The 21900-nt window shown below is 73.3% G+C and carries 22 protein-coding genes and 2 pseudogenes; 9 read left to right on the top strand and 15 right to left on the bottom strand.

Annotation, left to right across the window (positions count from 1 at the left end):
• Nucleotides 1–159: 159 nt before the first annotated feature.
• The 4 genes from KRR39_RS21885 to KRR39_RS21870 form a co-directional block, all read right to left on the bottom strand.
• Nucleotides 160–1128: a hypothetical protein gene (locus tag KRR39_RS21885; protein ID WP_216939486.1), complete on the bottom strand. Its 969-nt coding sequence runs from the start codon at nt 1126–1128 to the stop codon at nt 160–162.
• Nucleotides 1129–1345: 217 nt separating this feature from the next.
• Entirely contained in the window at nt 1346–1771 is a 426-nt protein-coding gene (locus KRR39_RS21880; protein ID WP_216939485.1) for a DUF3151 domain-containing protein, read from the bottom strand.
• Between the two features lie 48 nt (nt 1772–1819).
• Nucleotides 1820–2854 (bottom strand): class II fructose-bisphosphate aldolase, encoded by a 1035-nt coding sequence (gene fbaA, locus KRR39_RS21875; protein ID WP_216939484.1) that lies wholly within the window; start codon nt 2852–2854, stop codon nt 1820–1822.
• 53 nt (nt 2855–2907) lie between these two features.
• The gene (locus tag KRR39_RS21870) at nt 2908–4221 is read right to left on the bottom strand and encodes a PTS transporter subunit EIIC (protein WP_254185338.1); all 1314 of its coding nucleotides are present in this window, start codon (nt 4219–4221) and stop codon (nt 2908–2910) included.
• Between the two features lie 36 nt (nt 4222–4257).
• Between KRR39_RS21870 and KRR39_RS21865 the strand changes: the two genes are divergently transcribed.
• Nucleotides 4258–4488, top strand: a complete 231-nt coding sequence (locus KRR39_RS21865; RefSeq protein WP_216939483.1) for a PTS sugar transporter subunit IIB — start codon at nt 4258–4260, stop codon at nt 4486–4488.
• Between the two features lie 13 nt (nt 4489–4501).
• Entirely contained in the window at nt 4502–4951 is a 450-nt protein-coding gene (locus tag KRR39_RS21860; protein ID WP_216939482.1) for a PTS sugar transporter subunit IIA, read from the top strand.
• A gap of 5 nt (nt 4952–4956) precedes the next feature.
• Here the strand turns inward: KRR39_RS21860 and KRR39_RS21855 are convergent.
• Nucleotides 4957–5590, bottom strand: a pseudogene (locus tag KRR39_RS21855) (TrmH family RNA methyltransferase).
• A 130-nt stretch (nt 5591–5720) separates the two neighbouring features.
• Between KRR39_RS21855 and KRR39_RS21850 the strand changes: the two are divergent.
• A complete protein-coding gene (locus tag KRR39_RS21850) occupies nt 5721–6395 on the top strand; it encodes a DedA family protein (RefSeq protein WP_302053523.1) in 675 nt (224 codons plus the stop codon).
• 15 nt (nt 6396–6410) lie between these two features.
• Here the strand turns inward: KRR39_RS21850 and pyrE are convergent, their stop codons facing one another.
• Both pyrE and KRR39_RS25285 read right to left on the bottom strand, forming a co-directional pair.
• Nucleotides 6411–6959: an orotate phosphoribosyltransferase gene (pyrE, locus tag KRR39_RS25290; protein WP_254185779.1), complete on the bottom strand. Its 549-nt coding sequence runs from the start codon at nt 6957–6959 to the stop codon at nt 6411–6413.
• Between the two features lie 54 nt (nt 6960–7013).
• Nucleotides 7014–7697 (bottom strand): annotated as a pseudogene (locus KRR39_RS25285) (class E sortase); the annotation flags it as partial.
• 58 nt (nt 7698–7755) lie between these two features.
• Here KRR39_RS25285 and KRR39_RS21840 point away from each other — a divergent pair.
• Complete coding sequence (locus KRR39_RS21840) at nt 7756–8931, top strand: pyridoxal phosphate-dependent aminotransferase (RefSeq protein ID WP_254185337.1); 1176 nt, start codon at nt 7756–7758, stop codon at nt 8929–8931.
• A gap of 1 nt (nt 8932) precedes the next feature.
• On the opposite strand, the gene KRR39_RS21835 is transcribed toward KRR39_RS21840, so the two are convergent.
• Nucleotides 8933–10039: a hypothetical protein gene (locus KRR39_RS21835; protein ID WP_216939480.1), complete on the bottom strand. Its 1107-nt coding sequence runs from the start codon at nt 10037–10039 to the stop codon at nt 8933–8935.
• A gap of 133 nt (nt 10040–10172) precedes the next feature.
• On the opposite strand from KRR39_RS21835, the gene KRR39_RS21830 reads away from it, so the two are divergent.
• Nucleotides 10173–10994, top strand: coding sequence for a UbiA family prenyltransferase (locus KRR39_RS21830; protein WP_216939479.1), 822 nt, complete (start codon nt 10173–10175; stop codon nt 10992–10994).
• A gap of 94 nt (nt 10995–11088) precedes the next feature.
• Here the strand turns inward: KRR39_RS21830 and KRR39_RS26385 are convergent, their stop codons facing one another.
• Nucleotides 11089–11316 (bottom strand): hypothetical protein, encoded by a 228-nt coding sequence (locus KRR39_RS26385; protein WP_367303694.1) that lies wholly within the window; start codon nt 11314–11316, stop codon nt 11089–11091.
• A gap of 125 nt (nt 11317–11441) precedes the next feature.
• Here KRR39_RS26385 and KRR39_RS25275 point away from each other — a divergent pair, with 125 nt between their 5' ends.
• Genes KRR39_RS25275 through idi form a run of 4 tightly spaced genes read left to right on the top strand, consistent with a single transcriptional unit; the run spans nt 11442 to nt 14240 of the window.
• Nucleotides 11442–12119 carry a type III polyketide synthase gene (locus KRR39_RS25275; RefSeq protein ID WP_254185336.1) on the top strand — a complete coding sequence of 226 codons (678 nt, stop codon included), beginning with the start codon at nt 11442–11444 and terminating at the stop codon, nt 12117–12119.
• A complete protein-coding gene (locus KRR39_RS21820) occupies nt 12116–12637 on the top strand; it encodes an isoprenylcysteine carboxyl methyltransferase family protein (RefSeq protein ID WP_216939478.1) in 522 nt (173 codons plus the stop codon). The genes KRR39_RS25275 and KRR39_RS21820 overlap by 4 nt, the downstream gene beginning before the upstream one ends.
• Nucleotides 12637–13659: an NAD(P)/FAD-dependent oxidoreductase gene (locus tag KRR39_RS21815; protein ID WP_216939477.1), complete on the top strand. Its 1023-nt coding sequence runs from the start codon at nt 12637–12639 to the stop codon at nt 13657–13659. The genes KRR39_RS21820 and KRR39_RS21815 overlap by 1 nt, the downstream gene beginning before the upstream one ends.
• Nucleotides 13656–14240: an isopentenyl-diphosphate Delta-isomerase gene (gene idi, locus KRR39_RS21810; RefSeq protein WP_216939476.1), complete on the top strand. Its 585-nt coding sequence runs from the start codon at nt 13656–13658 to the stop codon at nt 14238–14240. Before KRR39_RS21815 ends, idi begins: the two co-directional genes overlap by 4 nt.
• 46 nt (nt 14241–14286) lie before the next feature.
• Here idi and clpB read toward each other — a convergent pair whose 3' ends face one another.
• From clpB to KRR39_RS21780, 6 genes are all read right to left on the bottom strand, one after another.
• Nucleotides 14287–16878 carry an ATP-dependent chaperone ClpB gene (clpB, locus tag KRR39_RS21805; RefSeq protein WP_216939475.1) on the bottom strand — a complete coding sequence of 864 codons (2592 nt, stop codon included), beginning with the start codon at nt 16876–16878 and terminating at the stop codon, nt 14287–14289.
• Between the two features lie 81 nt (nt 16879–16959).
• Nucleotides 16960–17361, bottom strand: a complete 402-nt coding sequence (locus tag KRR39_RS21800; protein ID WP_216939474.1) for a heat shock protein transcriptional repressor HspR — start codon at nt 17359–17361, stop codon at nt 16960–16962.
• Between the two features lie 21 nt (nt 17362–17382).
• Nucleotides 17383–18573, bottom strand: coding sequence for a molecular chaperone DnaJ (gene dnaJ, locus KRR39_RS21795; protein ID WP_216939473.1), 1191 nt, complete (start codon nt 18571–18573; stop codon nt 17383–17385).
• Nucleotides 18574–18646: 73 nt separating this feature from the next.
• Nucleotides 18647–19243: a nucleotide exchange factor GrpE gene (gene grpE, locus KRR39_RS21790; RefSeq protein WP_254185335.1), complete on the bottom strand. Its 597-nt coding sequence runs from the start codon at nt 19241–19243 to the stop codon at nt 18647–18649.
• Nucleotides 19240–21111, bottom strand: coding sequence for a molecular chaperone DnaK (gene dnaK / locus KRR39_RS21785; protein WP_216939472.1), 1872 nt, complete (start codon nt 21109–21111; stop codon nt 19240–19242). The genes grpE and dnaK overlap by 4 nt, the downstream gene beginning before the upstream one ends.
• Before the next feature lie 194 nt (nt 21112–21305).
• On the bottom strand, nt 21306–21866 hold the full coding sequence (locus tag KRR39_RS21780) for a hypothetical protein (protein ID WP_216939471.1): 561 nt from the start codon (nt 21864–21866) through the stop codon (nt 21306–21308).
• Nucleotides 21867–21900 lie beyond the last annotated feature (34 nt).

Genomic DNA, 21900 nt, shown 5'->3' with positions numbered 1-21900 from the left:
ATCCCCGGGCCGGCCCCTTCACGTCGGAGCGTCGGAATCGCAGCAGGGGACGATTCCGGCGCTCCGCTGCGTGGCCCCACCCTTGTAACGCGGGGTTATGGACGCTCCACCCACGGTATGACGCGTGCGAACCGTCCAGACCACTCGCGAGGAACGGCCTCAGCGGCCGAATCGCTGCTCCGTGTGGCGGTACTCCTCGCGGAGGCGTCTCAACGTGCGACGGCGCGCCTCCCCGAACAGCTCGTCCCACACCACGCGGGACATCCCGTGGCCGCCGTGCACCCGGCGCAGCCAGTCCTCGCGGCGCTTCTCCTCCCACAGCACCTGCGTCACCGGCCGGTCGGCGACCCCGCCGTGCTCCCGGTCGACGTACTTCACCCGCCCGTCGAACTCGAACAGGTGCCGCCCGACCCGCAGGTCCACCTCGGCCCGGCGCGAGCCCTCGGTGACGACGTACTGGGTCTCGGGACGGCCGATGCCGAGCTCGAGCACCATCAGCCGCAGCAGCGACTCGCCGACGTTCTGGGCGCCGCCGTCGGCCGCCTCGACCGCCGCGCGGGCCCGGGTGACGTGCGGCCAGTACGTCATCGGCAGCAGCGCCGCGGCCAGTGCCGGGCGCGAGACCCCCATCCGCAGCGCGGCGTCGCACGCCACCACCCCGTCCTCGAAGCCGTGCTCACGGGCGAGGTCGACCGCGGTCCGGGCCAGCGCGAGCACGCGCCGGCCGTCCGCGGTGGCCAGGTCCGTCTCGCCGTACGCCGCGAGGTGGTGCTTGACGCCGTTCTCGGTCCGGGAGCCGGTGACGCCGGGGCGGGTGACGTGCACCAGCTCGCGCCACCGGGGCCGGGTGGGCATCCCGAGCAGCACCGCCGCCGAGCCGTGCGACGGCACGCCGTGGCGGGCCTGGGCGAGGGCGGCCGCGCGCACCCGTAGGGCGTAGCGGCCCTCGTCGTCGAGCCGCTCCCACAGCGCGCGCTCGGCGTAGCAACCCCGGCGGACGACGACCCAGGAGCCGCCCGGACCGGTCGCCGTCTTCATCTCGCGCTCGGTGCAGCCGCAGGCGACGGCCTCGGAGCGGCGGAAGACCCCGCCGTGACGGGCGGCGACGGCTCGGAGCTCGGGGCGCATACCAGCAGCCTCGGACGGTTCCGGCCGTCCGAGGCCGGTCCGGCGCCGAGCCGGTGGACGAACCGCGCCGGTCGCGCCCTGGGGAGGAAAACCGGCCGAGGCGGGTCGGGGGTGCGGGACGGCCGGCTGTGCACGTGCGGTGGACGGTTCGCGCCCGTCGTACCTCGGGTGGAGCGTCCATAACCCCGCGTTACAGCTGCGGGGCGGCTTCCGCCCCCTAGGCCAGGAGGGCTTCGTAGGCGGTGGGGCTGCTGTCACGGAGGAAGTCGGCGCAGCGCTGCGCCTCGGGGGCCTCGCCGATCCGGTCGGCGGCCCGGGCCAGTGCCGCCAGCGCGCGCAGGAAGCCGCGGTTCGGCTCGTGCTCCCACGGGACCGGGCCGTTGCCCTTCCAGCCGTTGCGGCGCAGCTGGTCGAGGCTGCGGTGGTAGCCGACCCGCGCGTAGGCGTAGGCGGTCACCTCGATGAGGCCCTCGGTGCCCTCGGTGGCGAGCGCCTGCTCGGCCAGCGTGGCCCAGGCGATCGGCGACTCGGGGTGGCTGCGGACGACCTCCACCGCAGGGGTGCCGGACTCGAGCTCGGCCGCGGCCGGGTCGACGGGCAGGTGGGTGGGCGGCGGTCCGGCCATCAGGTCCTGGAAGGTCATGCCCGCCATTGTGCCCGCACGGCGCTGCCGCCGTGCGGGCCGGTGGGGTCAGCGGCTGACGCTGGTGCCGGTGCTGCTCAGGTTCTCGCAGGCGGTGACGACGCGGGCGGCCATGCCGGCCTCCGCCGCCTTGCCCCAGGCCCGCGGGTCGTAGGCCTTCTTGTTGCCGACCTCGCCGTCGATCTTCAGCACGCCGTCGTAGTTCGCGAACATGTGCCCGGCGACCGGTCGGGTGAAGGCGTACTGCGTGTCGGTGTCGACGTTCATCTTGATGACGCCGTAGGACACCGCGGCGGCGATCTCCTCGGCCAGCGAGCCGGAGCCGCCGTGGAACACCAGGTCGAAGGGCTTGGCGCCGGGCTCGAGGCCGAGCTTCTCGACGACGGCCTGCTGGGCCTGCTGGAGGATCTCCGGGCGGAGCTTGACGTTGCCGGGCTTGTAGACGCCGTGCACGTTGCCGAAGGTCAGCGCGGTCAGGTAGCGGCCCTTCTCGCCCAGGCCGAGCGCCTCGACGGTGGCCAGCGCGTCGTCCGCGGTGCTGTAGAGCTTGTCGCCCGCGCCGCCCTCGACGCCGTCCTCCTCGCCGCCCACGACACCGACCTCGATCTCCAGGATGATCTTCGCTGCGGCCGCCTTGGCGAGCAGCTCCTGGGCGATCTGCAGGTTCTCCTCGAGCGGGATCGCCGACCCGTCCCACATGTGCGACTGGAACAGCGGTGCCTGGCCGTTCTTGACGCGCTCGATGGAGATGTCGAGCAGCGGGCGGACGAAGCCGTCCAGCTTGTCCTGCGGGCAGTGGTCGGTGTGCAGCGCGATGTTCACCGGGTAGTTCTTGGCCACCTCGGCGGCGTACGCCGCGAACGCGACCGAGCCGGTCACCATGTTCTTCACCGTCGGCCCGGACAGGTAGTCCGCGCCGCCGGTGGAGACCTGGACGATCCCGTCGCTGCCGGCGTCGGCGAAGCCCTTGAGGGCGGCGTTCAGGGTCTGGGAGGAGCTGACGTTGATGGCCGGGTAGGCGAAGCCGTCACGCTTCGCCTTGTCGAGCATCTCGGCGTACACCTCGGGCGTCGCGACGGGCATCAGCGGTCTCCTGTGGTCTCGGGCCAGCGGGGTCGGACGTGTTCGCCCTCACTCTAGGAGGCGTACCCCGCCCGGGGCGACCCACCGTCCGTCGTCGGACCGGAGGGGACCCCGGCGGCGTCCTCGGACGGCTGCTCGTCGCGCTCCCGGCCCGGCGTGCCCAGGTCGAAGCGCCGGATCGCGAACCGGAACAGCAGGTAGTAGACCACCGCGTAGCCGGCCCCGACGACCAGCAGCGCGAGCGGGTGCGTGGCGGTGGTGAAGTTCAGCGTGTAGTCGATCGCGCCGGCCGAGAACCCGAAACCGTCGCGGATCCCCAGCGCGTTGACCAGCGCCATCGACGTACCGGTGAGCACGGCGTGGAGGAGGTACAGCGGCCAGGCCACGAACATGAACGCGAACTCGAGGGGCTCGGTGACCCCCGTCAGGAACGAGGTGAGCGCGCCGGACAGCATCACGCCGCCGATCACCTTGCGGCGCCCGGGCGCGGCCTCCTGGTAGATCGCGAGCGCGGCGGCGGGCAGCGCGAACATCGTGATCGGGAAGAAGCCGGTCATGAACGAGCCGGCCGTCGGGTCCCCGGACAGGAACCGGGCGACGTCGCCGTGCACGGTCGTGCCCCCCGGGGTCTGGTAGGACCCGACCACGAACCAGGGCACCGAGTTGAGCAGGTGGTGCAGCCCGAACGGGACCAGCAGCCGGTTGGCGACGCCGTAGACGCCGGCCCCGAGGATGTCGTTGCCGACCAGCCACCCCCCGAGCCGGGTCAGCGCGGAGTCGAAGGCCGGGTAGGCGAAGGAGAGCAGCACGCCGAGCGCCAGCGCGGCGGCGGCGGTGACGATCGGGACGAAGCGCCGGCCGCCGAAGAACGCGAGGTACGGCGGCAGCCGGATCCGGTGGAAGCGCTGCCAGAGCAGGGCGGCCGTGAGCCCGACGAGGATCCCGCCGAAGACGCCGTAGTCGAGGGCGTCGGCACCCTCCGGCAGGACGTACGGCGACATGGCGTCCGTCACCGCGCCGAACACGAGGTAGCCCACGACCGCGGCGAGCGCCGTCGACCCGTCGGACCGGCGGGCGAACCCGATCGCGACGCCCACCGCGAAGAGCAGCCCGAGGTTCTCGAACAGCGCGCCGCCGGCCGCGGCGAGCACGTCGGCGACCGGCGTCAGCCAGCTCCAGCGGGCGCCGAGCGCGAGCCCGGTGTCGCCGTCACCGAGCATGTCGGGCTGGCCGAGCCGCAGCATCAGCGCGGCCACCGGCAGGGCCGCGATCGGGAGCATCAGGCTGCGTCCGAGGCGCTGCAGGACGCCCAGCCCGGGGGTCCGGGCCGCGGTTCCGGTCGGGGCGGACGAGGGTCCGGCGCTCACCGCGGGCACCTCCCTCCCGAATGGTTAGATGCAGCCATGAGCCAAGCAGCGGCGATCCTGGCGGCCCTCGGCGGGCCCGGGAACATCGTAGAGATCGAAGCCTGCATCACCCGCCTCCGCACCGAGATCCAGGACGCCTCGCTGGTCGACGAGGCGTCCTTGCGAGCGGCAGGCGCGCACGGCGTCATGCGGTCCGGCGTGGTCGTCCAGGTGGTCCTCGGCCCCGAGGCGGACACCGTCGCCAGCGAGATCGAGGACCTCCTCTGATGGACCGCCCCTGATGCAGGTCCTCGCACCGGTCACCGGCACCAGCCTGGACGTGGCCGACGTGCCCGATCCGGTCTTCGCCTCCGGGATGGTCGGCCCGGGCCTGGCGATCGAGCCGCGCCCGGGCCCGCAGAGCGCGGTGGCACCGATCGCGGGCCGGCTGGCCAAGCTGCACCCGCACGCGTTCCTGGTGGTCAGCGACACCGGGCCCGGGGTGCTCGTGCACCTCGGGATCGACACGGTCCAGATGCACGGCGACGGGTTCACCCTGCTCGCCGACGAGCTCGACGTGGTGCGCGCCGGGCAGGAGATCGTCACCTGGGACCCCGGCTACGTCACCGGCACCGGCCGCTCGGCCGTGTGCGCGGTCGTGGTGCTCGACTGCCCGGCCCCCTCCGAGCCGCTGCAGCGCCCGGGCTCCACGGTCACCGCCGCCGACCCGATCTTCGACATCCGCTGCTGAGCGGCCTAGCCGCGCCAGGACTCGCCGAGGTCGGCGTGCTGGCGCACCCAGGCGTGCATCGCGATGGCCGCGGCCGCCGAGGCGTTGATCGAGCGGGTGGAGCCGAACTGCGCGATCGAGAACGTGCCGTCGCACGCCTCGCGGGCCGCGTCGGAGAGGCCCGGGCCCTCCTGGCCGAAGAGCAGGCAGACCCGGCGCGGCAGCTCGAGGGTCTCGATCGGCCGCGACCCGGGCAGGTTGTCGATGCCGAGCAGCACCACGTCCTGGGCGTGCAGGTGCTCGGCCAGCGCCGCGACGTCCGGGCTGTGCCGGACGTGCTGGTAGCGGTCGGTCACCATCGCGCCGCGACGGTTCCACCGCCGGTTCCCGACGATGTGCACCTCGCGGGCCAGGAACGCGTTGGCCGAGCGGACGATCGTGCCGATGTTGAAGTCGTGCTGCCAGTTCTCGATCGCGACGTGGAAGTCGTGCCGCCGGGTGTCCAGGTCGGCGACGATCGCCTCCATCGTCCAGTAGCGGTAGCGGTCCACGACGTTGCGCCGGTCCCCCCTCGGCGAGCAGCCGCTCGTCGTACTGCTCCCCGACCGGCGGCTCGCCGGGCCACGGCCCCACCCCGACCTCGGCCGGGCCGTGCGGCATCGGGTCGTAGGGCGCACGACGCGCTTCATCGGTCGGGGGGTCGGTCGCGGGGTCGGTCGCGGGGTCGGCCATGGTGCGACCCTAGGCCGCGGCCAGGCTGCGTTCAGGTGCCACCTCTATCCTTCTCGACGTGACGGACATCCACGCCCTGGTCGCCCCGATGCTGCTCGGCATCCAGTGGCTGGACCCGCAGTACCTCCTCGACCAGTTCGGCGACTACGCACTCTGGGGCGCGGCGGCGGTGATCTTCGCCGAGTGCGGCCTGCTCGTCGGCTTCTTCCTGCCCGGCGACTCGCTGCTGTTCACGGTCGGCCTGCTGGTCTCCAAGGGCGACGTGCCGCAGCCGCTGTGGGTGTGTGCGCTGGTGCTGTTCGCCGCCTCGATGCTCGGCAACGCGAGCGGCTACGCCATCGGCGCCGTGGCGGGGCCGTCGATCTTCCACCGCGAGGACTCGAAGATCTTCAAGAAGAAGTACGTCGACAAGACCCACGACTTCTTCGAGAAGTACGGCAACCGGGCCATCGTGCTGGCCCGCTTCGTGCCGATCGTGCGCACCTTCATCACCGTGATGGCCGGGGTCGGCGACATGGGCTTCCGGCGGTTCATGGTCTACAGCGCGATCGGCGGCGCGGTCTGGGCGAGCGGCGTGACGGTGCTGGGCTACTTCCTGGGCCAGATCTCGTTCGTCCGCAACAACCTCGAGGTGATGCTGCTCGCGATCGTGGCGATCTCGGTCGTCCCGATCGCCGTCGAGGTGCTCCGGGCCCGGGCCGTGGAGAAGATCGAGGAGGTCCGGGAGGACTGAGCTCCTCCCGGCGGCTCAGGTCTGCGACTGCCCGAGCTCGTCGAGCCCGAACGCGGCGAGGTAGTCGCAGCCGGCGGCCTCGACCTTCTCCTTCGCGCCCGTGGAGCGGTCCACGATCACCGCGACGCCGACCACCTCGGCACCGGCCTCGCGGAGCGCCTGCACGGCGGTGAGCACCGACCCGCCGGTCGTCGAGGTGTCCTCCACCGCGAGCACCCGGCGGCCGCGCACGTCGGGTCCCTCGACCCGGCGCTGCAGGCCGTGCGCCTTCTCCTCCTTGCGGACCACGAACGCGTCGAGCGAGCGGCCCTGCTGGGCGGCGGCGTGCAGCATCGCGGTGGCCACCGGGTCGGCGCCGAGCGTGAGACCGCCCACCGCGTCGTACTCCCAGCCGGCGGTGAGGTCGAGCATCACCCGGCCGACCAGCGGCGCGGCCTGCGCGTCGAGGGTGATCCGGCGCAGGTCGACGTAGTAGTCGGCCTCCTTGCCGGAGGACAGCGTCACCCGCCCGTGCACGACGGCCTTGGTCCTGACCTGGTCCAGCAACGCGTCCCGATCGCTCATGCGCGCCACCCTAGTGGCCGGCCTGCCGGGCCCCGGGTCAGCGGGGGTGGTGCCGACGAGGTGCCCGAACACGATCATCCGGTTGTCGGTGTGGAAGAGCTCCGCGCAGGTGGTCAGCGTGATCAGCTTCTGGCCGGGCCGCTGGGCCGGCTGCACGCCGCCGCGCGGGTTCGTCGGTAGCCGGTCGATCACCCACACGTCGGCGAACGTCACGATCAGCTTGTCGGGGTCGGTGTCGAGCCGGTAGGTGTAGGTCGCCTTGCGGGTCTCGACCACGACGGTGTCGCCGGGCCGCAGCCGGGGCATGTCCCGCAGCGGCTCCCCGTGGGTGACCCGGTGCGCGGCGATCGCGTAGTTGCCGACCTGGCCGGGGTCGGCGGTCCCCGGGAAGTGCCCGAAGCCCTCGGCGAGCACCGCCTCGGAGACACCCGCCTGCACCGGCATCACGTACTTCTTGCCGAAGCGCGGGATCCGGACCAGCGCCTGGGCGCCGTCGAGCTCCACGCCCTGCGCGGTCCCGGACGCGCCGGCGGTGCCCTGCGACCGCCAGGCGCTCTCGGTCCTCTCCACGATCTTCTGCTGCTTCTGGTGGGCCACCACGTTGGTGCCGAAGAACTGCCAGGCGACGTAGGCGAGCACCGCGAGGCCGGCGAGGATCAGGGCGATGCCGAGCCAGAACGCGGCTCCGCGCCGCCGCTTCGGCTGCGCGGGCGGGCGTGCGACGGTCTGGGTGGCCATGCGGCGATCATCCCTCATGCCCGTCAGCGGCTGCACACGAACGCCGTACAGTCGCGGTATGTCTGCGACCTCCCCGAGGATGGCGACCCGGCTCCGGTCGATCCCGCCGACGATCTTCTCCGAGATGTCCGCGCTGGCCGTGCGCACCGGCAGCCTCAACCTCGGCCAGGGCTTCCCGGACCGGGACGGTCCGCCCGGTGCCGTCGAGGCGGCGGTCGAGGCGCTGCGCGCCGGCCGCAACCAGTACCCGCCCGGCCCCGGCCTCCCCGAGCTGCGCGAGGCGGTCGCCGAGCACCAGGCCCGGCACTACGGCCTCGAGCTCGACCCCACCTCGCAGGTGGTGGTGACCGCGGGGGCGACCGAGGCGCTGGCCGCGGCGATCTTCGCGTTCGTGAACCCCGGCGACGAGATGGTGGTGCTCGAGCCGTTCTACGACTCCTACGTCGCGTGCATCGAGATGGCCGGCGGCGTACGTCGCCCGGTGACCCTGCGCGCCCCGGACTTCCGGCTCGACGTCGACGCGCTCCGGGCCGCGGTCACGCCGCGCACCACGACGCTGCTGCTGAACACCCCGCACAACCCGACCGGCGCGGTGCTCACCCGGGCCGAGCTCGAGGCGGTCGCGGAGGTGGCGATCGAGCACGACCTGGTGGTGGTGACCGACGAGGTCTACGAGCACCTGCTGTTCGACGGCCGCGCGCACGTCCCGATCTGCACGCTGCCGGGCATGTGGGAGCGCACGGTGAGCATCTCCAGCGCCGGCAAGACGTTCTCGTTCACCGGCTGGAAGGTCGGCTGGGTGACCGGGCCGGCCGACCTGGTGAGCACCGTGATGGCCGCCAAGCAGTGGCTGACGTTCAGCAACGCCGCGCCCCTGCAGCCGGCGGTCGCGCACGCCCTGCGCCAGGAGGCCGGCTTCTACGACGGGCTCGCCAAGGAGCTCGAGGCCAAGCGGGACCTGCTCGTCGAGGGCCTGCGCGGGCTCGACGTCGAGGTCTACCCGCCCGAGGCGACGTACTTCGTGACCACCGACGTGCGGGCCTACGGCTACCCGGACGGGATGGCGTTCTGCCTCGCCCTCCCGGAACGGGCCGGCGTGGTCGCGATCCCGAGCCAGGTGTTCTACGACGACCACGAGGAGGGCCGGCACAAGGTGCGCTGGGCCTTCTGCAAGGAGACCTCGGTCGTCGAGGAGGGCGTGCGCCGGCTCCGTCAGGCCGACCTGCACGCCTGAGTCACCAGACCGGCGGCTTGCTCCGGGGCGGCGGCTGCGGGAGCGACTGCCGCGGCGGGCCCGGCGGCAGGCCCCGTCCCGCGAACCAGTCCCGCGCCGGGCGGCGGCTGAGCAGCGCCACGGTCGTGAAGGCGGCGACCGCCCCGGGCCAGCCGACGGGTACGGCGGCCAGGCACACCAGCCCCGCGACGATCCCCGAGACCACCAGCACGACACGGGCGATCTCCACCCGCCGGAAGGCCAGCGCGGCGAGCGCCATGGCGCCCAGCGACCAGGCGATCGCGACGGCGCTGAGCACCCACATGAAGCCCAGGATCTGCCGGGTGGTGAACCCGGCGTCGGTCAGGGTGGGGGTGCGCTGGATCTCCTCGAGCAGCCGGTCCCGGTCGAGCAGCATGGTGAGCACGACCAGCACGAAGACGAACGCGACGAACGCGGAGAACACCCAGGTCAGCCAGACCGCGGCGGTGACCTGCACGGGGCGGCCGGTCCGCGGGGCCGCGCGGAACGCCGCCGGCGCCGGGTGTCCGGGGCCACCGCCCTGCGGGGCGGGCGTGGCCCACGGCGAGCCGGCCGGCGGGTACGTCGACCCGGCCTGCGGGGCACCGGCCTGCGGGTGCGACAGGTGGGGCGGCAGCGGCCCGGGCGCCTGCGGGGCGGGACGGGGCTGGCGTCCGTCGTACCAGTCACGCGCCTCGCGGCCCCACAGCATCGCGGCGGCCACCGCCACGACCAGCGGGAGGATGCCGGACACGAACGTGGCGGAGAACAGCATCAGCACCGCGGCGACCGCGAGCCCGACCCGGGCCCCGCGGTGCCGCTGGAGCGCGAAGATCGCAAGCACGGCACCGGCGGCGGCCAGCGCGCCGCTGACCAGGACGACGGCACGGAGCAGGTCGACGACGGCGTCCGCCGACAGCCCGAGACCGTCGCCGGGCGGGGTGCTGAGGAACTTCGCGACCCGGTCCCGCATGTCCGCCGAGCGGACGGTCGCCATCGAGTCGAACAGGGTCACCACCAGCAGCAGGCAGGCGGCGGCTGCCGTCACGCCGGCCACCGTCACCTGACGCGGGCGGGCGGGCGCCTTCGTTCCGTCCGGCTCGCTCATGGCGCCCATTCCACCACGCGGCCGGTCGGTCCCTGTCGCTGCCTTCACCGCCCGTGGCAGGCTCGGCAGTACACCGCCGCCCCGTCCGGCCCGCGACAGGCGGCCGGCGTCGGCACGAGGATCGGACGAGAGCGTGGACCAGCAGCGCACGACCGGCAGCCCGGTCCCCGCCCTGCTCCGCAGCGCGCACGCCGGACCCGCGCTCGCGGTCACCGCGGTGGCCGGGCTGCTGGCGGTCACCGCCGGTCTCCCCCCGAGCACCTCGGCGCTCGTCGTCGCGGCCGTGCTCACCGGACAGCTCTCGATCGGCTGGTCCAACGACCTCGTCGACGTACGACGGGACCGGGCGGTGCACCGCGCCGACAAGCCGCTCGCCACCGGGGAGGTCGGGGTCGGGGTCGTCCGGGTCGCCTGCGCCCTGGCCCTGGTCGCGACCGTGCCGCTCTCGCTGGCCTGCGGCCTGGTCGCCGGGCTGGTGCACCTGCTCACAGTCGGGTCGGGCTGGGCCTACAACCTGGGGCTGAAGTCGACGGCCTGGTCGTGGCTGCCCTACGCCGTCGCGTTCGGCGCGCTGCCGGTGTTCGTGACGCTGGCCGGCACGCCGGGTGAGCTGCCGCCGCCGTGGGTGCCGCTCGCGGGCGCGCTGCTCGGCGTCGGCGCGCACCTGGTCAACGCGCTGCCCGACCTCGACGACGACGCGGCCACCGGGGTGCACGGCCTCCCGCACCGGATCGGCGCCCGCCGCACCGGGCCGGCCGCGACCGCGGTGCTGGTCGCCGCATCGGTGCTGATCGCGCTCAGCGCGACCGGCTCGCACCGGTGGCTGTCCTGGCTCGGGCTGCCCCTCGTCGTCGTGCTGGCCGCCGTCGGCCTGCGCGGCCGGGGACGCACGCCGTTCCGGGCGGCCGTCGCGATCGCGCTGCTCGACGTCGCCCTGCTGGCGGGGGCCCGATGAGGCCCGCCCCGCAGCTCCGCCCACCGGTCAGTCCAGTGAGAGGGACACCCCCCATGCAGATCCTGTCGGTCCGAGGCACCCTGCCCGAGCACTGCTACCCGCAGGAGCAGATCACCGACGCCTTCGTCGAGGTGATCGCCAGCGGCGGCGGCCTCGACGAGCGGCTGCTGCGCCGGTTCCACGCCAACGCGGGCGTCCGGCAGCGGCACCTCGCGCTGCCGCTCGAGGCGTACGCCGCGCTGCGCGACTTCGGGGAGGCGAACGACCGGTTCATCGAGGTGGCCGTGCAGCTCGGCGCCCAGGCGCTGGTCGACGCCCTCAAGGCCGCCGACCTCACGCCCGCCGACGTCGACCTGATCGTGTCCACGACGGTCACCGGGCTCGCCGTACCGTCCCTGGACGCCCGGATCGCCGCGGTGATCGGCCTGCGGCCGGACGTGGAAGCGGGTGCCGCTGGTCGGGCTCGGCTGCGTCGCCGGCGCGGCCGGGGTCGCCCGGCTCCAGGACTACCTGGTCGGGCATCCCGACGACGTCGCGGTGCTGGTGTCCGCCGAGCTCTGCTCGCTGACCGTGCAGCGCGACGACACCACCGTCGCGAACCTGGTCGCGAGCGGGCTGTTCGGCGACGGCGCGGCCGCCGTGGTCGCGGTTGGCGCGCACCGCTCTCCCGACGCCGGCGGCGTGGAGGTGCTCGGGTCCCGCAGCCGGCTCTACCCGGACTCCGAGCGCACCATGGGCTGGGACGTCGGCGCCACCGGCCTGCGGATCGTGCTGGACGCGCACGTCCCGGACCTGGTCCGGCGGCACCTCGGCGAGGACGTCGACGGCTTCCTCGCCGACGCCGGGCTGTCCCGCGACGACGTGGAGTTCTGGGTCTGCCACCCCGGCGGCCCCAAGGTCCTCGAGGCCATCGAGCAGGCGCTCGACCTGCCTCGCTCGGCGGTCGAGATGACCTGGGACTCGCTGGCCCGCATCGGCAACCTGTCCTCGGCCTCGGTGCTGCACGTCTTCGCCGACACCCTGCGCGAGCGGCCCCCGCGCCCCGGCTCCTACGGCTTGCTGATGGCGATGGGACCCGGCTTCTGCTCCGAGCTGGTCCTGCTGCGGGCCGCGGGGACGGCATGACGAGCCTCGCGTTCTTCACCGTCCTGGTCGCCCTCGTCGGACTGGAGCGGCTGGCCGAGCTGGTCGTCTCGAAGCGCAACGCGGCATGGAGCCTCGAGCAGGGCGGCTTCGAGACCGGCCGCGGGCACTACCCGGCGATGGTCGTGCTGCACACCGGCCTGCTCGTCGGGATGCTCGTCGAGGCCTGGGTGGTGCGGCCCGACGTGCCGGCCCTGCTCGCCGGCGTGATGCTGGTGCTGGCGGTGGCGTCGCAGGGCCTGCGGTGGTGGTGCATCCGCACGCTGGGCCGGCACTGGAACACCCGCGTGATCGTCGTACCGGGGCTGCCGCTGGTGCGGACCGGCCCCTACCGCTTCCTGAGCCACCCCAACTACGTCGCGGTCGTCGTCGAGGGTGTCGCGCTGCCGCTGGTGCACGCCGCGTGGGTGACCGCGCTGGTGTTCACGCTGCTCAACGCCGCGCTGCTCACGGTGCGGCTCCGGGCCGAGAACACCGCGCTCGCCGGGGTGGGCGCCTGATGCGCGACCTCGTGGTGGCCGGCGGCGGACCCATCGGCCTGGTGACCGCGCTGTACGCCGCGCGGGCCGGTCTCGACGTGGTGGTGCTCGAGCCCCGCAAGGGGGTGATCGACAAGGCCTGCGGCGAGGGCCTGATGCCCGCGGCGGTCTCGGACCTCCTCGACCTCGGCGTGACCCTCGAGGGCCGGCCGCTGGAGGGGATCCGCTACGTCGACGGCTCGCACGCGGTGGACGCGTCGTTCCGGTGCGGCGCCGGCCGCGGCGTACGGCGCACGGCGCTGCTGCGCGCGCTGCAGGGGGCGGTCCTGCTGGCCGGCATCCCCGTCGAGCAGCGGGCCGTGCGCAACGTCGTCGACGCCGGCGACCACGTCCTGGTCGACGGGGAGCCGACGCGGCACCTGGTCGCCGCCGACGGGCTGCACTCGCCGATCCGCCGGATGCTCGGCCTGGAGGCCCCCGCGGGCACCGCGCGGAGGTACGGCCAGCGCGCGCACGTCGCCGTCCCGCCCTGGTCCGGCTTCGTGGAGGTGCACTGGTCGCGGGTCGGCGAGGCCTACGTCACGCCGGTGGCCGACGGCCTGGTCGGCATCGCGGTGCTCACCGACCGCCGGGCGACCTTCGCCGAGCTGCTCAGCGCGTTCTCCACCCTCGCCCCGCACCTCGACGGCCACCCGATGACCCGGGTGCGCGGCGCGGGGCCGCTCCGGCAGCGGTCGACCCGGCGGGTGCAGGGCCGGGTGCTGCTGGTCGGCGACTCCGCGGGGTACGTCGACGCGCTGACCGGCGAGGGCATCGCGATCGGCATCGCGCAGGCCCGGGCCGCGGTCGCGGCGATCGCCGCGGGGCACGCCGGTCGCTACGAGCGCGACTGGCGGCGGGTCACCCGGCGCCACGACCTGCTCACCCAGGGGCTGCTCACCGTCACCCGGCACCGCGCCCTGCGCAGCCGGATCGTGCCGGCCGCCGCGGCGCTGCCCTGGGTGTTCGACGCGGCCGTGAACCAGCTCGCGAGGCCGGCGTGACCACCCCCACGAGCGGCGGCGCCGAGCAGGTCGTGCTGCTCGACGAGGAGGGGCACGCCGTCGGGGTCACCGACAAGGCGACCGTGCACCACCGCGCCACCCCGCTGCACCTGGCGTTCTCCTGCTACGTCCGCGACCCCGACGGCCGGGTGCTGGTCACCCGGCGGGCCACCCACAAGCCGACCTGGCCGGGCGCCTGGACCAACAGCGTGTGCGGGCACCCGGCCCCCGGCGAGGACCTCGCCGACGCCGTGCGCCGCCGGGCGGCCCAGGAGCTCGGGCTGCGGCTGGAGGCGATGTCCCTGGTGCTGCCGGCGTTCCGCTACCGCGCGGTGATGGCCGACGGGACGGTCGAGAACGAGATGTGCCCGGTGTTCGTCGCGACGACCGCGGACGCCGTACGCCCGGATCCCGACGAGGTCGACGACTTCGCGTGGGTGCCGTGGCCGGAGTTCCGGACGTCGGTGCTGAGCGGCGGGCGGGAGATCAGCCCGTGGTGCCGCGAGCAGCTCCAGGCGATGGGAGCGGACCCCTGGGAGGCGGGCGACCCGGTGGGCCTCCTGCCCCCCGCCGCCCGATAGTCCGTGACGGACTTGTCGTGCAGGGGCCCCTCGGACAGCAGGAACGTCACGGACTATCGGGGGTGAGGAGGAGGCCCTGGCCCTGCGGGGCCACGTCCACCACCACCCGGCCGCCGTCCAGCACCTCGCCGCCGAGCAGCAGCCGGGCCAGCGGGTCGCCGATCGCGGTCTGCACCAGCCGGCGCAGCGGCCGGGCGCCGTAGGCCGGGTCGTAGCCGGTCTCCGACAGCCAGGCGTGCGCGGCCGGGGTGACCTCGACGGTGATCCGGCGGACCGCCAGCCGCTTGCCGAGCTGGGCGATCTGCAGGTCCACGATGTGCGAGAGCTCGTCGCGGGACAGCGCGTCGAAGAGCACCACCTCGTCGAGCCGGTTCAGGAACTCCGGCTTGAACGAGGCGCGTACGACGGCCATCACCGACTCGCGCTTCTTGTCGTCGTCGAGCGTCGGGTCGACGAGGTAGCTCGAGCCGAGGTTCGAGGTGAGGATCAGCACCACGTTGCGGAAGTCCACGGTGCGGCCCTGGCCGTCGGTGAGCCGGCCGTCGTCGAGCACCTGCAGCAGGATGTCGAAGACCTCCGGGTGCGCCTTCTCCACCTCGTCGAGCAGCACGACGGAGTAGGGACGCCGGCGCACCGCCTCGGTGAGCTGGCCGCCCTCGTCGTAGCCGACGTAGCCGGGGGGCGCACCGACGAGCCGGGACACCGAGTGCTTCTCGGAGTACTCGCTCATGTCGATGCGGACGATCGCCCGCTCGTCGTCGAACAGGAAGTCCGCGAGCGCCTTGGCCAGCTCGGTCTTGCCGACGCCGGTGGGGCCGAGGAACAGGAACGACCCGGTGGGCCGGTCAGGGTCGGCGATGCCGGCACGCGAGCGGCGCACGGCGTCGGAGACCGCGGAGACCGCGGCCCGCTGGCCGATCAGCCGCCGGCCGATCACGTCCTCCATGCGCAGCAGCTTGGCGGTCTCGCCCTCGAGCAGCCGGCCGGTCGGGATGCCCGTCCAGGCCTCCACGACGTCGGCGATCTCCTCGGGGCCGACCTCGTCGCGCACCATCGGGTCGGTGACGGACTGCTCGTCCTCGGCGGCCTGCACGAGCTGCTTCTCCAGCTCGGGGATCCGCCCGTAGAGGATCTCGCTGGCCCCGGCGAAGTCGCCCTCGCGCTGGTAGCGGTCGGCCTGCATCCGCAGCTCGTCGATCTGCTTGCGCAGCTCGCCGACGCCCTCCAGCGCGGCCTTCTCCCGCGCCCACCGGCTCTCCAGCCCGCGCAGCTCCTCCTCGCGGTCGGCGAGGTCGGCGCGCAGCCGCTCGAGGCGGTCGCGGGACGCGGCGTCGGCCTCGCGGTCGAGCGCCAGCTCCTCCATCTTCATCCGGTCGACGCTGCGCCGGAGCTGGTCGATCTCGACCGGGCTGGACTCGATCTCCATCCGCAGCCGGGAGGCCGACTCGTCGACGAGGTCGATCGCCTTGTCGGGCAGCTGGCGGCCGGTGATGTACCGGTCGGACAGCATCGCGGCCGCGACCAGCGCGCTGTCGGCGATGGTGACGCCGTGGTGCGCCTCGTACTTCTCCTTGAGCCCGCGCAGGATCGCCACCGTGTCCTCGACGGACGGCTCGCCGACGAACACCTGCTGGAACCGGCGCTCGAGGGCCGGGTCCTTCTCGATGCGCTCGCGGTACTCGTCGAGCGTGGTCGCGCCGATCATCCGCAGCTCGCCGCGGGCCAGCATCGGCTTGAGCATGTTGCCGGCGTCCATCGCGGAGTCGCCGCCGGCCCCCGCGCCGACGACCGTGTGAAGCTCGTCGATGAAGGTGATGACCTGCCCGGCGGACGCCTTGATCTCCGCGAGCACGGCCTTGAGCCGCTCCTCGAACTCACCGCGGTACTTCGCGCCGGCCACCATCGCGGCCAGGTCGAGCGAGAGCACCTTGCGGCCCTTGAGCGAGTCGGGCACGTCGCCGTCGACGACCCGCTGGGCCAGCCCCTCGACGACGGCGGTCTTGCCGACGCCGGGCTCGCCGATCAGCACGGGGTTGTTCTTGGTGCGCCGCGAGAGCACCTGGATCACCCGGCGGATCTCGGCGTCCCGCCCGATCACCGGGTCGAGCTTGCCCTCGGCGGCCGCGGCGGTCAGGTCCACGGCGTACTTCTCGAGGGCCTGGTACGTCGCCTCCGGGTCCTGGCTGGTCACCCGCGACGTACCCCGGACGCTGGTCAGCGCCCCGCTGAGCGTCTCGAAGGTCGCGCCGGCCGCCGCCAGCAACGTCTTGGCCGGCGAGTCGACGCTGGTGGCCGCGAGCAGCAGGTGCTCGGTGGAGATGAAGTCGTCCTTGAGCGCGGCCGCCACGTCGCCGGCCTGGTCGAGCAGCGCGATCGCCGCCCGGGAGTACGACGGCCCGCCGACCGTCGTGCCGCTCGCGGCGGGCAGCCGGGCGAGCTCGGCACGCACCGCCGCCTCGACGGCGGACGGCTCGGCCCCGACGGCCTGCAGCAGCGGGTGGATGATGCCCTCCGGCTGGGCGAGCAGGGCGGCGAGCAGGTGCACTGCCTCGACCTGCGCGTGCCCGGCCGACGCCGCGGCCGTGATGGCGGCGTTGATGGCTTCCTGGCTGCGGGTGGTGAACTTCGAAGCGTCCATGTCGGTCTCCCGTCGTGTGCCTGCGGTCCTGCTGGGTCTCTCGCCGGGCGACCGCAGACGAATCGCGGCGAGGGGATAGAGCTAGCGCGCGCCGCGCCGCCACACGGTGACCGACTGGCCGGTCGCCGTGGTGGCCCGCACGGCGGGCAGGTTCTTGGTGGGCTGCGTCAGGGCGGCCTGCAGGGTGTACTCGGCGGAGGCCAGGTCGTGCTCCAGCTCGACGACCCGGAGCCGGAGCGCGTCGACCTGGTGCTCGAGGTCGAGGATCCGGCGCACGCCCTCCAGGCCGATGCCGGTGGCGCTCAGCTCGGCGACCTCGCGGAGCAGCTCGATGTCGCGCCACGAGTAGCGCCGGCCGCCGCCCCCGGTGCGGCCCGGCCGGACCAGGCCGAGCCGGTCGTAGGTCCGCAGGGTCTGCGGATGCAGGCCGGTGAGCTCGGCGGCGACGCTGATGACGTAGACCGGGACCTCGGGCCCCGGCATCGGTCCCCCCGCCCGGCCCGGTCATGACGTGCTGCCGGGGGTGGTGCGCGCGTCGAAGAGGTTGGCGCGCAGGTCGGTCCCGGCGGTGGCGTCGCGGAGCGCCTCGACGGCGGCGCGGGCCTGGTCGTCGAGCCGGGGCGGGACCTGCACCTCGACGGTGACCAGCAGGTCGCCCGTGTGGCCGTCCTTGCGCTGCACCCCCCGGCCGCGGACCCGGAAGGACCGGCCGTTGGGCGTGCCCGCGGGCACCTTGAGGGTGACCGGGGCGCCACCGAGCGTGGGCACCTTGATGTCCGCGCCCAGCGCCGCCTCGGCGAAGCTGACCGGCACCGTCAGGGTGAGGTTGTCGCCCTTGCGGCCGAACAGCTGGTGACCGGCGACGTGCACGGTGACGTAGAGGTCGCCGGGCGGGCCGCCGCGCTCGCCGTTCGCGCCCTTGCCGCGCAGCCGGATCCGCTGGCCGTCCTTGACGCCGGCGGGGATCCGCGCGGAGATGGTCCGGTTGGACAGCCCCCGCCCGGAGCCGTGGCAGGTCGGGCACGGGTCGTCGACGACCAGGCCGCGACCGCGACAGGTCGGGCAGGTCTCGTTCATGGTGAACGCGCCGCCGACCGAGGCCGCGCGCATCCCGACGCCCTCGCAGTCCGGGCAGACCCGCGGCATCGTGCCGGCGCGGGCCCCGGTGCCGGAGCAGTCCGGGCAGGGCGCGTCGGAGGTGAGCCGCAGCGAGACGGTCACGCCTTCGATGGAGTCCGCGAACCCGATCGTCGCCTCGGTCTCGATGTCGGAGCCGCGGCGGGCCTGCGTGGTGGTGCGGGTGCGGCCCCCGCCGCCGCCGAACATGCCGCCGAAGACGTCGCCGAACCCGCCACCGCCCGCGCCGCCGCGACCGGTGCCGCCGCCGAACAGGTCGTTGAAGTCGAACCCCTGGGTCCCCGCCCCGCCGCCGCTGGTGGTGAACGGCCCGAAACCGCCGGCCAGGCCGGCCCGCAGCTCGTCGTACTGCTTGCGCTTCTCGGCGTCCCCGACGACGTCGTAGGCCTCGGCGATCGCCTTGAAGCGGTCCTCCGCGGCCTGGTTGCCCGGGTGGGAGTCGGGGTGGTTCTCACGGGCGAGCTTGCGGTAGGCCTTCTTCACGTCGGCCGCCGACGCGTCCTTGGCGACGCCCAGGACCTTGTAGAAGTCCTTGTTCGCCCAGTCTGCACTGGTCATCCGCGCACCCCCTCTCCCTCTCGGTTCGTCGTCGTGCTGGGGTCAAGCTGGGTCATGCTGCCGACCACCGGGGCTAGGCCCCGGGGCCCTCCGGCTCAGGATCCACCACGGTCACCTTGGCCGGTCGTACGACGCGCTCGCCGATCATGTAGCCGGCGGACACGATGTTCTGGCAGGTCGTCGTCGTCACGTCCGCGGAGTGCGCGTGCATCAGCGCCTCGTGGAAGCGAGGGTCGAACTCGTCGCCGGGGGCGCCGAACTTGACCAGCCCGTGGGCCGCGACGATCCGCTCGAGCGAGTCGGCGACGGCCTTGAAGCCGCCCTCCAGCTCACCGTGCTCGCGCGCCCGGTCCAGGTCGTCGAGCACCGGGAGCATCGAGGAGAGCACCGCGAAGACGGCGTTCTGCTTGACCAGCTCGCGGTCCCGGTCAACCCGGCGCTTGTAGTTGACGTACTCCGCCTGCAGCCGCTGCAGGTCCTCGGTGAGCGCACCCACCTTGGCCTGCGCCGCCAGCAACTCCTCGGACCCCGGCTCGGCCGGCGCCTCGACGGGCTCCTCGGACGGGGCCGGCTCCCCGGCCGCCCCGGGCACGGGGCCCGCAGTCTCCTGCGGGTCCCGTCCCTCGGCGTCGGTGAACTCGGCCGGCTCCTGCTCGTGGCCTGAGGTCACTTGCTCTCACCCTCGTCGCTCTTCGCGTCGCCGTCGGTGTCCTCGTCGACGATCTCGGCGTCCACCACGTCCTCGTCGGAGTCACCGGTGCCGGTGGTGCCGCCCGCGGCGGAGGCGTCGGCCTCGCCCGCGGCGTACATCGCAGCGCCCATCTTCTGGCTGGACTCGTTGAGCTTGGCGAGGGCCGCGGTGATCTCCGGGCCGGCGCTCTCCTCGGTGCTCTCGAGCGCCTTCTTCAGCGCGTCGAGGTCCGCCTCGACCTCGGTCTTGACCTCGGCCGGGATCTTGTCGCCGTTCTCGCCGAGGAACTTCTCGGTGCTGTAGGCGACGCCCTCGGCCTGGTTGCGGGTCTCCACCGCCTCCTTGCGGAGCCGGTCCTCCTCGGCGTACTGCTCGGCGTCCTTGACCATCTTGTCGATGTCTTCCTTGGACAGCGCCGAGCCGCCGGTGATCGTCATCGACTGCTCGCGACCCGTGCCGCGGTCCTTGGCGGACACGTGCACGATGCCGTTGGCGTCGATGTCGAAGGTGACCTCGATCTGCGGCACGCCGCGCGGGGCCGGCGGGAGGCCGGTCAGCTCGAAGTTGCCCAGCGGCTGGTTCTGGGCGGCCATCTGGCGCTCGCCCTGGAACACCTGGATCTGCACGGACGGCTGGTTGTCGTCGGCCGTGGTGAAGACCTCGGAGCGCTTGGTCGGGATCGTGGTGTTGCGCTCGATGAGCCGCGTCATCACGCCGCCCTTGGTCTCGATGCCGAGGCTCAGCGGGGTGACGTCGAGGAGCAGCATGTCCTTGACCTCGCCCTTGAGCACGCCGGCCTGGAGCGCGGCGCCGACGGCGACGACCTCGTCGGGGTTGACGCCCTTGTTGGGCTCCTTGCCGCCGGTGAGCTCCTTGACGACCTCGGCCACGGCGGGCATCCGGGTGGAGCCGCCGACCAGGATCACGTGGTCGATCGCCGAGACGTCGACGCCGGCGTCCTTGATGACCTGCTTGAACGGCGACTTGGTGCGGTCGAGCAGGTCGGAGGTCATCCGCTGGAACTCGGCGCGGCTGATCTTCTCCTCGAAGTGCAGCGGGCCGGACTCCGAGTGCGTGATGTACGGCAGGTGGATCGTGGTCTCGCTCGAGGACGACAGCTCGATCTTGGCCTTCTCGGCGGCCTCCTGGAGGCGCTGGCGGGCAATCTTGTCCGCGCCGAGGTCCACGCCGTTGTTGTCCTTGAACTTCTTGACCATCCACTCGACGAGCCGGGTGTCCCAGTCGTCGCCACCGAGGTGGTTGTCACCGGAGGTGGCCTTCACCTCGACGACGCCCTCGCCGATCTCGAGCAGGGACACGTCGAACGTGCCGCCGCCGAGGTCGAAGACCAGGATCGTCTGGTCGGACTCCTTGTCGAGGCCGTAGGCCAGCGCCGCGGCGGTGGGCTCGTTGACGATCCGGCTCACGGTCAGGCCGGCGATCTCGCCCGCCTCCTTGGTGGCCTGGCGCTGCGCGTCGGAGAAGTACGCCGGGACCGTGATCACCGCGTCGGTGACGGTCTCGCCGAGGTAGGCCTCCGCGTCGCGCTTGAGCTTCTGCAGCACGAACGCCGAGATCTGCTGGGAGTTGAACGACTTGTCGTCGATCTGGGTCTTCCAGTCCGTGCCGATGTGGCGCTTGACCGAGCGGATCGTCCGGTCGACGTTGGTGACGGCCTGCCGCTTGGCGACCTCACCGACGAGCACCTCGCCACTCTTGGCGAAGGCGACGACGGACGGGGTCGTCCGGGCACCCTCGGCGTTCGCGATGACGGTGGGTTCGCCACCTTCGAGGACGGCGACGACGGAGTTCGTCGTACCGAGGTCGATACCGACCGCACGAGCCATGGTGTGTACCTCCAGTGTGATCCGGTCCGCGGTGGGACCGGCGAGTTCGTGATCTGCCTGCTGGGTCTGTGGGCGGCCGCCGGAGCAGCCACTGCCACGAGTGTGTCAAACAACTTGAGCCGGTTCAACTCAACTCTTGTCAGTTGGTTCAACGCAGGCGGTCCGGGCTCTGTTCCCGCGCGGACCGGTGAGGTTCAGCCGACGACGACGCGCACCGGGTTCGACGTACGGCCGGACGCCTTGTCGACGACCCGGAACCGGTTCGGGCCCGAGCGGCCGGTGTAGACGAAGGTCGCGAAGGAGCCGCCGCGCACCGAGGCGGTGACCGGGAAGTCCACCCAGCTGCCCTCGAAGCGCTGCACCTGGAGGCTGGCGCCGTCCGAGCGCGGGTAGGCGCCGGTCAGGTTGATCCGCTCGTTGGCCGGCACCTGCTGCGGGGACGCCTGCAGGGTGATCGCCTTGCGCTTCTTCGGCTTCTTCGTGGGCGAGGCCGTGCCCGGGGACGGCGACGCGCTGGCGGAGCCCTCCGGGTCCGGCAGCGCCTCCGGGGTGGTCGTCGGCTCGTCGCTGGGGATGTACAGGCTGGCCGGGGCCGTCGCGGTGGGCCGGTCGTCGCTGAGCCCGGTCACCCGGGCCGCACCGAGCGCGATCACACTGACCACGCCGCCGATCACCAGGGCCACCGCGACCAGCGCCCCGACGCCGAGCAGCAGCTGCCTGGTCCAGGAGGTGTCCTCGTCGTCGTCGCGGGCCATGGGTCAAGGATGCGTGACGCTCGCGCCAAATCGG

The sequence above is a fragment of the Nocardioides panacis genome, assembly GCF_019039255.1.
GTDB lineage: Bacteria > Actinomycetota > Actinomycetes > Propionibacteriales > Nocardioidaceae > Nocardioides_B > Nocardioides_B panacis.
Note: the sequence above shows the minus strand (reverse complement) of the source record. Positions and strands in the feature narration are given on the sequence as shown.

What these genes read in the sequence shown, in the direction of transcription:
- fbaA (WP_216939484.1), bottom strand. Translation starts at nt 2,854, where the DNA reads ATGCCCGTCGCGACGCCCGAGGTGTACGCCGAGATGCTCGACAAGGCG.
- dnaJ (WP_216939473.1), bottom strand. Translation starts at nt 18,573, where the DNA reads ATGACCAGTGCAGACTGGGCGAACAAGGACTTCTACAAGGTCCTGGGC.
- dnaK (WP_216939472.1), bottom strand. Translation starts at nt 21,111, where the DNA reads ATGGCTCGTGCGGTCGGTATCGACCTCGGTACGACGAACTCCGTCGTC.
- KRR39_RS21885 (WP_216939486.1), bottom strand. Translation starts at nt 1,128, where the DNA reads ATGCGCCCCGAGCTCCGAGCCGTCGCCGCCCGTCACGGCGGGGTCTTC.
- pyrE (WP_254185779.1), bottom strand. Translation starts at nt 6,959, where the DNA reads ATGAGCGATCGGGACGCGTTGCTGGACCAGGTCAGGACCAAGGCCGTC.
- KRR39_RS21815 (WP_216939477.1), top strand. Translation starts at nt 12,637, where the DNA reads ATGCGCGACCTCGTGGTGGCCGGCGGCGGACCCATCGGCCTGGTGACC.
- KRR39_RS21860 (WP_216939482.1), top strand. Translation starts at nt 4,502, where the DNA reads ATGCAGGTCCTCGCACCGGTCACCGGCACCAGCCTGGACGTGGCCGAC.
- KRR39_RS21800 (WP_216939474.1), bottom strand. Translation starts at nt 17,361, where the DNA reads ATGCCGGGGCCCGAGGTCCCGGTCTACGTCATCAGCGTCGCCGCCGAG.
- KRR39_RS21835 (WP_216939480.1), bottom strand. Translation starts at nt 10,039, where the DNA reads ATGAGCGAGCCGGACGGAACGAAGGCGCCCGCCCGCCCGCGTCAGGTG.
- KRR39_RS21820 (WP_216939478.1), top strand. Translation starts at nt 12,116, where the DNA reads ATGACGAGCCTCGCGTTCTTCACCGTCCTGGTCGCCCTCGTCGGACTG.
- KRR39_RS21865 (WP_216939483.1), top strand. Translation starts at nt 4,258, where the DNA reads ATGAGCCAAGCAGCGGCGATCCTGGCGGCCCTCGGCGGGCCCGGGAAC.
- KRR39_RS21840 (WP_254185337.1), top strand. Translation starts at nt 7,756, where the DNA reads ATGTCTGCGACCTCCCCGAGGATGGCGACCCGGCTCCGGTCGATCCCG.
- KRR39_RS21780 (WP_216939471.1), bottom strand. Translation starts at nt 21,866, where the DNA reads ATGGCCCGCGACGACGACGAGGACACCTCCTGGACCAGGCAGCTGCTG.
- KRR39_RS21880 (WP_216939485.1), bottom strand. Translation starts at nt 1,771, where the DNA reads ATGACCTTCCAGGACCTGATGGCCGGACCGCCGCCCACCCACCTGCCC.
- clpB (WP_216939475.1), bottom strand. Translation starts at nt 16,878, where the DNA reads ATGGACGCTTCGAAGTTCACCACCCGCAGCCAGGAAGCCATCAACGCC.